A 13,214-nucleotide genomic window follows, 5' to 3' on the forward strand; every position below is an offset into this window, starting at 1 on the left:
ATGTTATGGAAAAACATTTTTCACCCGCTAAGCAAACTGGAAAGAAAGCGGGTTGAAGCGTTACAGGGTCGCAAACTGCCACTGTTTGTTCAGGAGAATATTGCATGGCAATATCCGGGTTTGGATGATGAAACCAAGCAGCAGGATTTTATCTGCCTGGATCTGGAAACAACCGGTCTTGACCCAAAAACGGATCAGATACTGAGTATCGGCTGGGTTGAAATGAAAGGTATGAATATTGATTTATCCAGCAGCGTGCAACTGATGATAAAAGGCTGCCGCAAGGTGCGCGCCCGTACCGCTGTTATCAATCATATTACCCCGGAGATGCTGCAACAGGGCTGTAGCCTGGATGAAGCTTTTCTGGAGTTTTTTAACCGGGCAAAAGGGAAAATTATAGTTGCTCACGCTCGTTTTGTTGAACAGCACTTTATTGATAATTACTTAAAACAGAGCTTCAACCTGGAGCCGTTACCCTTTCTCTGGCTTGATACTCTGAATATAGAGAAATACCTTTGCCGCCACTTAGATAACAATACCAGTCCAGATTTGCGCCTCTCTGCTATTCGTGAACGTTATGGTCTGCCGGAATACAATACCCATAGTGCGTTAATTGATTCTGTATCAACCGCTGAATTACTGCTTGCCCAGATATGCCGGATTTACCGTGATGATAAAAGCTGTTTCGGGCGTTTGTACCGGATCAGCCATAGTAAATAGCTTATCGCTTTATAAGGCATAAAAAAGTCCGTACCCCATAGGGAGGGTACGGACAAAACGTCTACTGTAGCAAGTCGGTAAATTGTAAATTACCGCAGATTAAATATTTTGATTACTTTTCCAGTTCAAGGAAGTAGTCGAAGATTTCAGGAACGTTGCCGTTACCCATACCTGCGTCCAGAGCGGCCTGAAGGTTCGCCGAAGAGCCTTCAGCAATCTTAGAGACAGTACCCAGATCTTCAACCATCTGTAGGAAGTAACCCAGGTCTTTGTTAGCGTTAGCAATTGAGAAGCCCAGGTCGCTGACTGCATCTACAGCGTAATTTTTACAGAACTGCATGAAAGGTGAGTTTGACGGGCCTGCAGACATAATGTCAAACAGCTGCTGACGGTTAACGCCTGCGCGATCTGCCACAGCGAATGCCTGAGACATAGCACATACAGTTGTCATACCCATAAAGTTGTTAACCAGTTTAGTCGTATGACCTGCACCCAGAGAGCCAAGGTGGAAAACATTTTCACCCTGATCGTCCAGAACCGGCTTCACTTTGTTGAATGTTTCCACGTCACCGGCAGCCATGATGTTAAGAAGGCCATCTTTAGCGTGTGCAGGAGTACGGCCCAGCGGTGCGTCGATCATGCCAGCGCCTTTCTCAGCAAGTGCTTCGCCGATTTTGCGGGTAGAAGCCGGAATGGATGTACCGAAGTCAACCAGAACAGAGCCTTCTTTAATACCAGCCAGAATGCCTTCCTCGCCGTACACCAGTTTTTCCACAACCGCTGAAGTGGTCAGACAAAGCATTACGATATCGCTGTTTTCTGCCAATTCTTTCGCTGAACCTGCTTCAGTTGCGCCACGTGCAACACAAGTCGCAACGGCATCTTTGTTCAGATCCATTACATTTAACTGATAACCTTTTTTCTGAAGGTTCTCAACCATATTCCCGCCCATAAGGCCGAGACCAATAAAACCGATAACAGGTTTAGCCATTTTTAACTCCGAATATCATATTGTATGATTAATGTGTGGTAAGAGTATATTACTCGCTTTATTAAAGCAATCATCTACGGGTCAGATTTTTGTAAATTAGCCTGATTATGCCCAAAAGTGTGATTATGAGTGGTATTTTGATGTAATACAATAACACCTTGTGGGTGGGCGTGTTATCAGACCACTGCCAGATGCAATAAACCAGGTAATAACGGAAGGGTAACAGCCTAAGCTGTTACCACGGATAGTCGCTGGTTCTCATCAGCCAGAAGGGCCTTAGACGCAACGCGGGCTTTTTGTGGGTTTCCGGCCATAACGGCATCATAAATGGCGGCATGCTCTTGAATGCAGTACCGGCCTCCCTGAGCGGAATTATCGATAAAGGTACGAAGAATAGTAGGTAAGATATTGGCAAACGGAACGTAAAACAGATTGCCGGTTGACTTGAAAATCTGACAATGGAACTTCATGTCCTGCTCAATCCAGGCTTCCATATCATCGGTCTCAGAGGCTGCAACCATGCTTTGAAATATGACGGCAAGCTCCATTCTCTCCTCGACTGTTGCGTTCAGTGAGGAAAGGGCGCTGGCTTCAGGTTCAATGGCTTTTCTCAAACCAAGAAACTGATTGAGAAAGAGTTTCATTTTGTTAGTTTCATGAATCCATTCAAGCAGTTGGGCATCCATAAAGTGCCACATCTCACGGCTTTGTACTCTGGTGCCTATTTTGGGCTTAGAGCAGAGTAATCCCTTGGCAGATAACAGTTTCATCGACTCGCGAAGTGCTGTTCGGCTTATGCCGTGTTGTTCGCAAAGATCAAATTCACAGGGTAGTTTCTGGTGCTCTTCGAACTCTCCGGAAATTATCTGTATCGCAATTTTTTTTGCCACAGATACATGAACCCGTTTCTTGCAGTGCTCTGGTGCTATTCCTTCCAGCATATTGTGTTTTCCTATTGTTTCCTGTTGTGTTGTATCTGCAAGGCCCTGAGTTTGTCCTATGGATACGATTTATAATATTATAATCATACAATAATGGTATGAATAATGTAACCTTGGTTTATGGTAGTTGTGACCTTTACCTGTACCGCTTTTAGTGATAGTTCAGGGCTCTTATCTGCTCATGGTTAAACTCTTTTACTGTCTTACGGGCCAGGAACCTGAACGGTAACGCTTTGATCAGCTCTTCAAATGGCTGTATGGCAAAAGCCCAGAATACAGAGCCATCTAACCAGAATATGATCAGCGCAAGAAGCGGCAGTGAGATTAGCCATTGGCCGGTAAAGTTGATTTTAAATACCGACTTTGTTTTCCCCGCAGCACGGAGAATATTTCCATGGACCGTGTTATATCCGCGGGCTAACGGAAGAAATATATACAACGGAGCAATGAGTGCTACCGCTGCGTATGTTTCCTGAGTCAGGTCTGAGTAGATATATGGGAAGGTAAAGTGCAGTATCAAAAACAGCAGGCTAGAGATAAAGGAGAGCCCGACGGCCACTTTTATACTTGTGTTAACTTTGGTTTCTAATTCATCCAGCTGTTCAGAGCCGATATCCTGGCTGATCAGAATGGCCGCTGCATGCGACCAGGCGACGATAAACTGGCTGCCAACTCTGATCCAGGGATAAAGCAGGGTTATTGCAACATACTCATTGATGCTGAGTTGAGAAAACAGCAGCTGATAAATGGTAATGCCAATTGCCAATATGGTGATGTTTGCGGCAAAGGGGAAGATCTCTTTGAAGTGATGCCCGGTATGTCTGATCAGCACTTTTAAATCTGCCGGCTTCTCAAGAGAGATATCTGTGTCGTTTGCCGCACAATGACAAAGGTAGAGAGTGCGGATTAAGATTGCTGTGAGGCTACCGAGAGCAGCGCCACTCACTCCCATATCCAGTTGGTAAATATACAGGTAGGAGGTAAAGCAGTTTATCGGCAGCTCGATGACATAGCCTTTAAAAGGTATTTTTGTTTTAGAAAAACCGTTAAACAAAGCGGTAATAGTCTGAGTTACAGCGGTAAACAAGATGAGGTATACAGAAATGTCCAGATACGCCAGGACTTTTTGTTGCAGGCTTTCATTGTCAGTCAGTGAGCTTACCAGCCACTGGTCACTCACGATAAGCAGCAGACTGAAAAGCAGACCACTCCCGGTGCTGATAATAAGCCCCCCGTAAAAGGCATTCCCACATGCCTCTTTTCTGCCAGAGCCAAAGGCCCGGCTGAGTATCATCTGTGTTCCATTCGCAAGTGCCATCTGTATACCCAGCACAAAAGCGACAATGGCGGTCGCCATGCCCATTGCTGCAACGGACTCTTCTCCCAGAGGAGACACTAAAAAAGTGTCTATCATTAACATGGACTGCATTAAAAGTGCATTTAGAGCTAAAGGCCATGCAATGGACAGGTTCTTTTTTATATAGGGATTCACAAACTATCAACCTCTTCTGCTATCAGATAAAGGTTATAGTAATACAAATGGATTGCAAAGGCTTCAATAATTTGAGATGGGGTGGTTTTCAGAAAATTAGAGTGCTTCAAGTCGTATTGCGATTATTAAAGCATTGATAGTTATGTGTTTATGCTGTTTTTATATATGGATCATTTCGACAAAAAAGCAACAGTAAAAGAAAAGTTTCTGGTATATGTGCGTAGTGGTATTGATGGTAATAATAGATCGTCGTCACGTTTATGGCTTATTGTAGTACAAAAGGGTCAGTGTTGTTGTATATTGAGTAGAGACACAATTAGTTTTTGCTGAAAAGGTTATACGATGGAACTCAATACTTTGATTGTCCTCATCTACTTTCTGTTTCTTATTGCGATAGGATGGATGTTCCGGACATTTACAAATACAACCAGTGACTACTTCCGTGGCGGCGGTAGCATGCTTTGGTGGATGGTGGGGGCAACTGCTTTTATGACACAGTTTTCCGCATGGACCTTCACCGGAGCCGCAGGTAAGGCTTACAACGATGGGTTTGCGGTTGCAGTCATCTTCCTGGCTAACGCATTTGGTTACTTTATGAACTATGCGTATTTCGCGCCTAAATTCCGCCAACTTCGTGTTGTAACGGTAATTGAAGCCATTCGCATGCGTTTTGGTAGTACAAACGAACAGGTATTTACCTGGTCAAGTATGCCAAACTCCATTGTTTCTGCCGGGGTCTGGCTGAATGCTCTGGCGATCATCGCATCGGGCATCTTTGGCTTTGATATGAACACAACCATTGTCGTTACCGGTTTAGTGGTTCTAGGCATGTCAGTAACCGGTGGTTCGTGGGCCGTTATCGCATCTGACTTTATGCAGATGGTTATTATCATGGCTGTAACCATTACCTGTGCGGTGTTTGCCGTTATTCAGGGCGGTGGTGTCGGTGAAATCATTTCTAATTTCCCGGTTCAGGAAGGCGCATCTTTTATATCGGGTAATAACCTGAACTATCTGAGTATCTTTGGCATCTGGGCCTTCTTTATTTTTGTTAAGCAGTTCTCTATTACCAACAACATGCTTAACTCTTACCGCTACCTTGCGGCTAAAGACTCCAAAAATGCTAAGAAAGCAGCACTATTAGCATGCTGTCTGATGACCTTAGGTCCGATGATCTGGTTTATGCCTTCCTGGTATGTGGCAGGGCAGGGTGTGGATCTGTTTGCAGCTTACCCGGATTCAGGTAAGAAAGCGGCGGACTTTGCCTATCTGTATTTTGTTCAGGAATATATGCCGGTAGGTATGGTGGGGCTGTTGGTTGCCGCTATGTTTGCAGCAACAATGTCTTCTATGGACTCAGGTCTGAACCGTAACTCTGGTATCTTTGTTAAGAACTTTTACGAACCAGTACTTCGTAAGCATGAAGCCTCTGAGAAAGAGCTGGTATTTGTTTCTAAGATCACATCAACCGTATTCGGTGTTCTGATTATCCTGGTAGCGATGTTTATCAACTCGCTAAAAGGCCTGAGCCTGTTTGACACCATGATGTATGTTGGTGCGCTAATCGGTTTCCCAATGACAATTCCTGCTTTCCTTGGTTTCTTTATTAAGAAGACTCCGGACTGGGCTGGCTGGGGTACTCTGGTTGTCGGTGCAGGTGTTTCCTACGTTGTTGGTTTTGTCATCAACGCTGATATGGTTGAAGCCTGGTTTGGTCTTGAAGAGCTGACGAAACGTGAATGGTCTGATATTAAAGTTGCGATTGGTCTTCTTGGACATATCTCGCTGACCGGTGGTTTCTTCCTGCTGTCAACGCTGTTCTATAAGCCGCTGGAAGAGCACCGTCAGAAGGATGTGGACAAGTTCTTCAGCAATCTGGATACACCGCTTGTTGCCGAATCAACCGCTCAGAAGAGACTGGACAACAAACAGCGTCAGATGCTGGGTAAACTGATTGCAGTAGCAGGTGCGGGTATTATGCTGATGTTCCTGCTGCCAAACCCAATGCTAGGCCGATTTATCTTTATTCTGTGTGGTGTCATAGTCGGTGGCGTAGGCCTGCTGCTTATGAAGGCGGTGGATAAGAGCATTGAAGATGTAGAGGCCGAGAAAAAGCCTGAGACGGCATCTTAATTTCCTTATTACCTTATTAACGATGAAAAGAGCAAGTAGTGTACTACTTGCTCTTTTAGTTTATGGCGCGGCTAAATGGCTCACCTAAATTCGAGTATTTAAATCGTCCTTGATTTAATAATCATACAATACCTTTTTGTTTGTAACGAATATCAGTGTGATTTAATGTCTAAAGTCTCATTAACAGCACGCTAGACTCTGTTTTTAAATTCGGATGTCAGGGTGCGCTTTATGGAGGTGCTGACGGTAACATGGGTTCGGTAGAGGGGGTGTTAGAACTATCAGTTTGTCATTGCGTATGCTTTCAAGAAGTTTGAATTATATCTCATTTGTCTTGCCTTATTTGTAATACAATAGAATAAATGGTTTGACTTGTTGATATGTGTAGTCATGAAGGATAGAAATGTATTAAAAAATGGCCGCCCTACTATTGCCGTCTTAGCCGGGTCAATGGCTTCTGAATATCAGGAAGCTATAGTACGGGGTGCTGCTTATGTTGCAGAGCAACGGGATTACAACATTATCGCTTATTGTGGTGGGGTTATTGACTCGCCGGACCCGTATTCATTGACGAGAGAAGCCGTTTTCGATCTGGTAGACCTGGATTTGATTTCCGGTGTAATCAGTCCTTTCAGTTCACACCTGCGATATCTTTCTGAACAGAAAAGCCATGCTTTTATTAAGCGCTTTTCAGATATCCCAATTGTTAACCTCGGGAGTTATATTGAGGGGTATACCAATGTGGTAACTGATTATGAGACTGGTCTCGCAGAGTTATTTGATCACTTCTATTATACCCACGGCTATAGAAATATTTTACTGATAAGAGGCCCTGAAAATCACGCATCTTCTGAATGTAGGACAAAGTTATATAAACAGCTGATAGTAAAATATGGGCTTGATTTTAATAACGAAATGATTATTTATTCTGATTTAAACCGGAATGCAGCAAAAATAAGCATGAAGGATTATTTGGACAAAAATAGCAAATCATTCGACGCAATTATCGCGATTAATGATAATCAAGCTTTGGGAGTCACTGACGCGCTTTTGGAGTACGGAATTCGCGTTCCTGAAGACGTTGCTGTTTCTGGATCAATGAATACTCTTGAAGCAGTATTTGCCACTCCTGCTCTAACCAGTATCGCAGAGCCATTATTTGAATTAGGACGTACGGCAACAATTGAGCTAATTGATCAGATTGAGGGCAAGCAACCTCAGACTAAAATTCAAATTCCAACATCTCTGATACTCAGACAGTCCTGCGGCTGTAAACAGGTTCAAAGTTCAGTCACACTTGATACGGAATATGATATTAATAGCGGACTATCCAATAAGGCGCATGACCTTATTTTTAAAGATACGAAGCGGGATATTATGACAATCGTAGAGCAATATAAGGGAGGTATTGCCAGGGAACGTGTCGACTATTTACTGGAATTATATATAGATGGCATCTTTGGTGAAAGCTGTGACGATTTTTTATTCCAGCTGCGAAGCTCTTTGGAGGAAGCGACGAAAAGTGAAGATGTTGTTCTATGGTTATCATTTACCTCTAAAATTCAATTAAGTACATTACAATATTTTAAATTTGAGCCCGAATCTTCTAAATTAATCAAGCTGATTGCATCCATAGCGGTACTAAAGGATGAAATTTCCCAGAAAGCTATTACATTTCAGCGTTATGAGGCCGAGAATTACCTTAATTATTTCAGGGCGGTTGTAAATAATCTGAATTCATCATTTGATTTAGCAAGTGTGAAGAGTTACACCATTGATATTCTTCAACTCTCTGAACTATATATTTCTCTTTATGATGATGCAGATTTAGTGCAGAAAACGGCAACTAATATGGTTGCTGTGCGAAAAAATAAATTTTTTGAACCAGTGAATCGGAACTTTTACGCAAATAAATTAATTCCAGGTGATATTGGTAACTATCATGAACGTTATAGCCTGATGGTATTTCCACTTTCCTTCAGGCGGCAACAGCTTGGATTTGTGACGGTAAATCTAAGCAGCAGAAAAGGCACTGCATATGAGAACTTGAGAGCAATCGTGAGTTCTGCGCTGAAAAACGAAACCCTTATCCGTGACTTAAAAAATGCAGAAAAGCGCTTTAGTGATATTGCACATAGTACTTCTGACTGGCTTTGGGAGACAGATAGTACGCATCAGTTTATCTACTGCTCAGAATCATCGAATACGATTATTGGTTTTTCACCGGAAGAATTAATGGGTAAGCCGATAAATGAGTTAAACGCAGGGAGTGAAGAGGGAAGTGGATATCTTGAAGCTATGCTCGATTGTGAGGATTTATCCGATTTTGAGTGCTGGCTAAGGCATAAAAATGGAAAGGTGGTTTGTTTGCTCATTTCTGCAAAGCCTATTGTTACGAATGGTACCTTTAAAGGCTATCGTGGCGTATGTGAAGATGTTACAGAGCAAAAATTCCAGGAAGAGAAAATAAAAAAACTTGCCTATACAGATGCCGTAACTGGCTTACCAAACAGGGTGTTGTTTCAGGAGACACTGTCTGAAACGCTTTTACGCTCTGCTCAGCAAGGTAAAAAGTTTGCGCTGATGTTCATCGATCTGGACCATTTTAAAAATGTTAATGACTCCATGGGGCATGTGGCCGGAGATTTACTACTGGTTAAGCTGGTTAAGCGTTTAAAGCAATCAATTCGTGATTGCGATACGTTAGCGCGATTAGGTGGTGATGAGTTTGTGGTTATCTTGCCAGATACCAAAAGCCAGAAGGACATTACAGATATCGCGGAGCGTATAGTCAGCAATATCAAAGAACCAGTCGTGATTTATGATAAACCAGTCCTTATTACACTCAGTCTGGGAATCAGCGTGTATCCCACCGATGGGGATGATCCTAAGTCACTTCTTCAGCATAGTGACAGCGCTATGTATCAGGCTAAATCGCAAGGCCGCAACGGTTATGTCTATTATGATAAGGCGCTCGAAGAAAGAAACATATTGAGAAATAAGTATGAAGTGGTATTACGCGAAGCCTTAGCCACAGGTGATTTTTTACTGAATTACCAGCCTCAGGTATCAGCATATACAGGTCACGTGGTTGGCTTTGAGGCTTTGGTACGAATTAGCAGTCCCAAACATGGTGTCGTATATCCAAATCATTTTATTCCACTGGCTGAAGAGCTTGGGTTGATCGGCCTGATCGATGAGTGGGTATTTGAAAACGTGTGCCGTCAGTATTCGGTATGGCGCTCACGAAGTTTAGAACATGTACGTTTGTCAGTTAATTTATCGGCCCAACAACTGCGCAGTGAATCTGTTCTAAATAGTTATATCAAAATACTTGAAAAATACAGAATTGAGCCAGCTGATTTGCAACTGGAGATAACCGAACATGCGTTGATTGACAATGAAGATATTGCTTTCCGAGTTTTAAGCGGCTTTAAGTACTACGGTGTAAGCATTGCACTGGACGATTTTGGTACGGGTCATTCATCTCTCAAGTGTATTAGCCTATATCCCATTGACACGATAAAGATTGATCGTTCGTTCGTGTTGGATGCCGTTGAAAACCATGTAAACAAGGCGCTAATTCACGGCATTGCTTCAATTGCGCGTAGTCTGGAGCTGAAGGTCATTGCTGAAGGCGTTGAAACACAAGAGCAATACGAGTTGCTCAAACTTCTAGGCTGTAATGAAATTCAGGGATACTATTTTTATAAACCATGTTCTGCCGAAGATGCTCAACGGCTACTGGAAGAGCAGGATAAAGAAAAACGGTTATAAACTCACACAAGCTTTTGTTTTTTAGTTTTACCCTTATACACTTAGTCTGTTATAACCGTATTTTAACCTGAACTGACGAACACTATGCATATCTGTTTTTCCATTACTGCTCATGGCTTTGGCCATGGCGCTATCTCCTGCTCGGTGATAAACCAGGTCATCAGGTCATTTCCGGACTGTAGAATAACGGTGCTGAGTAAACTGCCTGCCAGCTACCTGCAAAGCCGGATTCACGGAGAGTTTGCTCATATCCCGGAAGGCCATGACTTCGGTATGCTAATGCACTCACCAATCAGGGTTAATGTGGAAGCGAGCAGCAGTAACTACCTGCAACTGCTTAAGGAGTGGGATAGTTGCGTGGAGTCTGAAAAACGTTGTCTTGCTGATATCAAACCGGATCTCTTGATCAGCAATATTTCACCTGTTTCCCTGGCAGCGGCAAAATCACTTGGTATAAAAACGGCGTCAGTGGCTCCTTTTAACTGGGCTCAGATTTACCAGGCTTACTGTCTGGATGAGCAAAACCCACAAAGTCAGCAGATGTATCAAAGGATGAACCATGTCTATTCAAACGTAGACTATATCTTTAAGCCAATGCCCAGTGTGCCGGATATCAGCCATAGAGAAATTCATATTGCCAGCATTGCCAGTCAACCGGATCGGCCTCCGCTGAGCCTATTAGCAACCAATAAGCTTGACGCGCAGAAGAACATTTTATTTGCGCTTGGTGGATTTCCTATGCCGATGGCGTTGTCACAGTTGCCTGAAATGGCGGGATGGCAGTGGCTGGTGGACCAAAAGGTTTCTGAGCAGCGTAGCGATTTACGCCATATAGCCGGCTTATCACTTTCATTTTTACAGCTGCTTGCCAGCAGTGATGTCATTATCACCAAACCCGGTTATGGCAGTTACTGTGAGATTGCGGCTTTAGCAAAACATAAGAAGGTGCGGGTGCTCAGCTTAACCCGCCCTGACTGGCCCGAAACGCCCTATCTAAACGCATTTTTAAAGGAACGCGTTCCTTTTATGGAGATAGATCTGAGTGACTTAGCCAATGGCAGGCTTGCAAAACTTATCCGGAAACTGAGCGAGTTACCTTATCCCGAGACCTTACCCTGTGAAGATGGTGCAGAGCATTTAGTTAATCATTTGCAGCGGGAATTTCATTTTATGACCCCAAAAAGCTACTCTGAAAGCTGAAATCAGTTAGAATCATCAACCTGGTTACAACTCTCTGATTAGTGAGTGAGGATACACTTGATGAACTTTGACTGGATACTTTTTGATGCGGATGAAACGCTGTTTGATTTTGATTCCCGCAGGGGCATTCAACTTATGCTCGAACAGAATGGGAAAATGCTGACTGACAAAATGTATGATAAGTATCAGAAAGTGAATAAGCCGCTATGGGTTGATTACCAAAACGGTGTTATTACTGCTGCTGAGCTGAAGCATCATCGTTTTAAAGAGTGGGCTGATGAGCTGAATGTGACTCCTGAAAAGCTAAACAGCGACTTTATGCAGGTGATGGGTGATATTTGCCTGTTGCTGCCCGGAGCTAAAGAGTTGATCGATTATCTTTCAGGCAAGGTAAAGCTTGGTATTGTGACCAACGGTTTTACAGACTTGCAATCTGTCCGGCTGGAGAAAACCGGTCTGGCTTCCAGTTTTGAGCATGTCTTCATCTCTGAGGAAATCGGTGTTGCTAAACCCGATCGCCGCATCTTCGATCATGCGCTTTCAATGATGGGAAATCCTGATAAAGAACGAGTGATGATGGTGGGTGACAACCCGCACTCGGATGTTTTAGGTGGCCTGAATGCGGGCATAATGACCTGTTGGCTAAACAGAGACAAGAGTTCGGCACCGGATGGCTTTAACGCCCATTGGGAGGTGAACTCGCTGACAGAGCTAAAGCTGCTTTTTGAGAGTTAACTTATCATTGAGCCCATTATGAAAATCATGGGTTACTATACTTTTCTTTTCTCTGTTTTTTATAGTTATACATTTGCATATCAGCTTCTTTGATCATAAGTTCAATATCTGAGCTATTATGATCTTCGAGTGATGAGCACCCGTAGCTGAACGCGATATCTATATCGTGACATTTTTCGCGTATCAATTTCATCTTCTCTTTTACTTCATCATCAGATTTATAAATGAATATGATGATAAATTCATCGCCGCCGAATCTAAATATCAGATCATCTTTGGTTAATGTAGAGCTTGCTATATGCGCAAAGTTTTTTATCATCAAGTCACCCGCATCATGACCCAAGTGATCGTTAACTTTTTTAAGATTGTCTAAGTCTATAAATACCAGTGAGAAATTTTCATTTGAAGATGAATGCTTCTCTAGTGCTTCAGGGATCATTCTATCGGCGGCTCTCCGGTTATAAACCCCCGTCATATCATCCAGAACTATTTCATCTATCAGCTGTTTTTCAATATCTTTTCTGTACTCTACCTCATTCATAAGAGTCCTTTCATTGTGTTCCAACAAAACCTTTGTCTCGAACTCTATATAGCTTCTTTTTTCAGAATTGACCGCAATTACCCATACGGAAGTAATTATTAATATAGGATTAAGTAAATTTGAAATTATGAATAAATCGCCGCCTTTAATTGTGAAAAGAAATGGTAGAAAAATAATTGTAGATAGGGTGAATAGTGATATATATCTACGAATAGGAGCCGAAAAGATATGAATTACCAGCATTGTAGTAATTAACCCTGCTATAAGAAAGCTATTAAACTTACCATCTAACTCGCCATAATTTATATAAAACACACCCAGCATCATTATAAGAACACTATAAACAAGAGTTAAGTAGCTATACTTTATTATTTTAAGGTTGTCTCTATACTTTGAGTTTCTCAAGGCCAGAAAAACAAATCCAAATATTATGGGGAGCGCTCTCCATATTAAAGTATCCTGACTATATTTAGTCATATGAAGATCTTTTAAGTAAAATAAAGGGAAGATCAAAATGGAAAGAATTGATAGGTAATACCCAAGCTTTAGCGTCTTCTCATGTAATGATTGTTCATACATCTTCTTTATTTCATTATTTTCCATGAAGAATCCAATTTATCTTAAAGCCTGACGTTTTGCTTTTTTGCCTTCAATCCGTTCCTTTATCATATCTTATAGTGCTTC

General features: G+C 42.4%; 9 protein-coding genes. 5 read left to right on the plus strand and 4 right to left on the minus strand.

Going from position 1 to position 13,214, the window contains the following annotated elements; genetic code table 11:
• Complete coding sequence (locus L3Q72_RS23085; protein WP_275132901.1) at nucleotides 1-720, plus strand: 3'-5' exonuclease; 720 nt, start codon at nucleotides 1-3, stop codon at nucleotides 718-720.
• A gap of 112 nt (nucleotides 721-832) precedes the next feature.
• Here L3Q72_RS23085 and L3Q72_RS23090 read toward each other — a convergent pair whose 3' ends face one another.
• The 3 genes from L3Q72_RS23090 to L3Q72_RS23100 all read right to left on the minus strand — a co-directional run bounded on the left by L3Q72_RS23090 (nucleotide 833) and on the right by L3Q72_RS23100 (nucleotide 4,081).
• A complete protein-coding gene (locus tag L3Q72_RS23090) occupies nucleotides 833-1,711 on the minus strand; it encodes an NAD(P)-dependent oxidoreductase (RefSeq protein ID WP_275132902.1) in 879 nt (292 codons plus the stop codon).
• Nucleotides 1,712-1,938: 227 nt separating this feature from the next.
• The gene (locus L3Q72_RS23095) at nucleotides 1,939-2,652 is read right to left on the minus strand and encodes a FadR/GntR family transcriptional regulator (RefSeq protein ID WP_275132903.1); all 714 of its coding nucleotides are present in this window, start codon (nucleotides 2,650-2,652) and stop codon (nucleotides 1,939-1,941) included.
• A 151-nt stretch (nucleotides 2,653-2,803) separates the two neighbouring features.
• Nucleotides 2,804-4,081 carry an MATE family efflux transporter gene (locus L3Q72_RS23100; RefSeq protein WP_275133777.1) on the minus strand — a complete coding sequence of 426 codons (1,278 nt, stop codon included), beginning with the start codon at nucleotides 4,079-4,081 and terminating at the stop codon, nucleotides 2,804-2,806.
• Nucleotides 4,082-4,486: 405 nt separating this feature from the next.
• Here L3Q72_RS23100 and L3Q72_RS23105 point away from each other — a divergent pair, with 405 nt between their 5' ends.
• The 4 genes from L3Q72_RS23105 (at nucleotide 4,487) to yjjG (ending at nucleotide 11,989) form a co-directional block, all read left to right on the plus strand.
• The gene (locus L3Q72_RS23105) at nucleotides 4,487-6,277 is read left to right on the plus strand and encodes a sodium:solute symporter family protein (RefSeq protein ID WP_275132904.1); all 1,791 of its coding nucleotides are present in this window, start codon (nucleotides 4,487-4,489) and stop codon (nucleotides 6,275-6,277) included.
• Nucleotides 6,278-6,667: 390 nt separating this feature from the next.
• A complete protein-coding gene (locus tag L3Q72_RS23110; protein ID WP_275132905.1) occupies nucleotides 6,668-10,054 on the plus strand; it encodes an EAL domain-containing protein in 3,387 nt (1,128 codons plus the stop codon).
• Nucleotides 10,055-10,243: 189 nt separating this feature from the next.
• Nucleotides 10,244-11,254: a hypothetical protein gene (locus L3Q72_RS23115; RefSeq protein WP_275132906.1), complete on the plus strand. Its 1,011-nt coding sequence runs from the start codon at nucleotides 10,244-10,246 to the stop codon at nucleotides 11,252-11,254.
• 60 nt (nucleotides 11,255-11,314) lie between these two features.
• Entirely contained in the window at nucleotides 11,315-11,989 is a 675-nt protein-coding gene (yjjG, locus tag L3Q72_RS23120) for a pyrimidine 5'-nucleotidase (protein ID WP_275132907.1), read from the plus strand.
• 25 nt (nucleotides 11,990-12,014) lie between these two features.
• Here the strand turns inward: yjjG and L3Q72_RS23125 are convergent, their stop codons facing one another.
• Nucleotides 12,015-13,133 (minus strand): diguanylate cyclase, encoded by a 1,119-nt coding sequence (locus tag L3Q72_RS23125; protein WP_275132908.1) that lies wholly within the window; start codon nucleotides 13,131-13,133, stop codon nucleotides 12,015-12,017.
• Nucleotides 13,134-13,214 lie beyond the last annotated feature (81 nt).

The organism is Vibrio sp. JC009 (genome assembly GCF_029016485.1).
Classification (GTDB): Bacteria; Pseudomonadota; Gammaproteobacteria; order Enterobacterales; family Vibrionaceae; genus Vibrio.

What these genes read in the sequence shown, in the direction of transcription:
- L3Q72_RS23095 (WP_275132903.1), bottom strand. Translation starts at nt 2,652, where the DNA reads ATGCTGGAAGGAATAGCACCAGAGCACTGCAAGAAACGGGTTCATGTA.
- L3Q72_RS23100 (WP_275133777.1), bottom strand. Translation starts at nt 4,081, where the DNA reads ATGCAGTCCATGTTAATGATAGACACTTTTTTAGTGTCTCCTCTGGGA.
- L3Q72_RS23105 (WP_275132904.1), top strand. Translation starts at nt 4,487, where the DNA reads ATGGAACTCAATACTTTGATTGTCCTCATCTACTTTCTGTTTCTTATT.
- L3Q72_RS23125 (WP_275132908.1), bottom strand. Translation starts at nt 13,133, where the DNA reads ATGGAAAATAATGAAATAAAGAAGATGTATGAACAATCATTACATGAG.
- L3Q72_RS23110 (WP_275132905.1), top strand. Translation starts at nt 6,668, where the DNA reads ATGAAGGATAGAAATGTATTAAAAAATGGCCGCCCTACTATTGCCGTC.
- L3Q72_RS23090 (WP_275132902.1), bottom strand. Translation starts at nt 1,711, where the DNA reads ATGGCTAAACCTGTTATCGGTTTTATTGGTCTCGGCCTTATGGGCGGG.
- L3Q72_RS23085 (WP_275132901.1), top strand. Translation starts at nt 1, where the DNA reads ATGTTATGGAAAAACATTTTTCACCCGCTAAGCAAACTGGAAAGAAAG.
- yjjG (WP_275132907.1), top strand. Translation starts at nt 11,315, where the DNA reads ATGAACTTTGACTGGATACTTTTTGATGCGGATGAAACGCTGTTTGAT.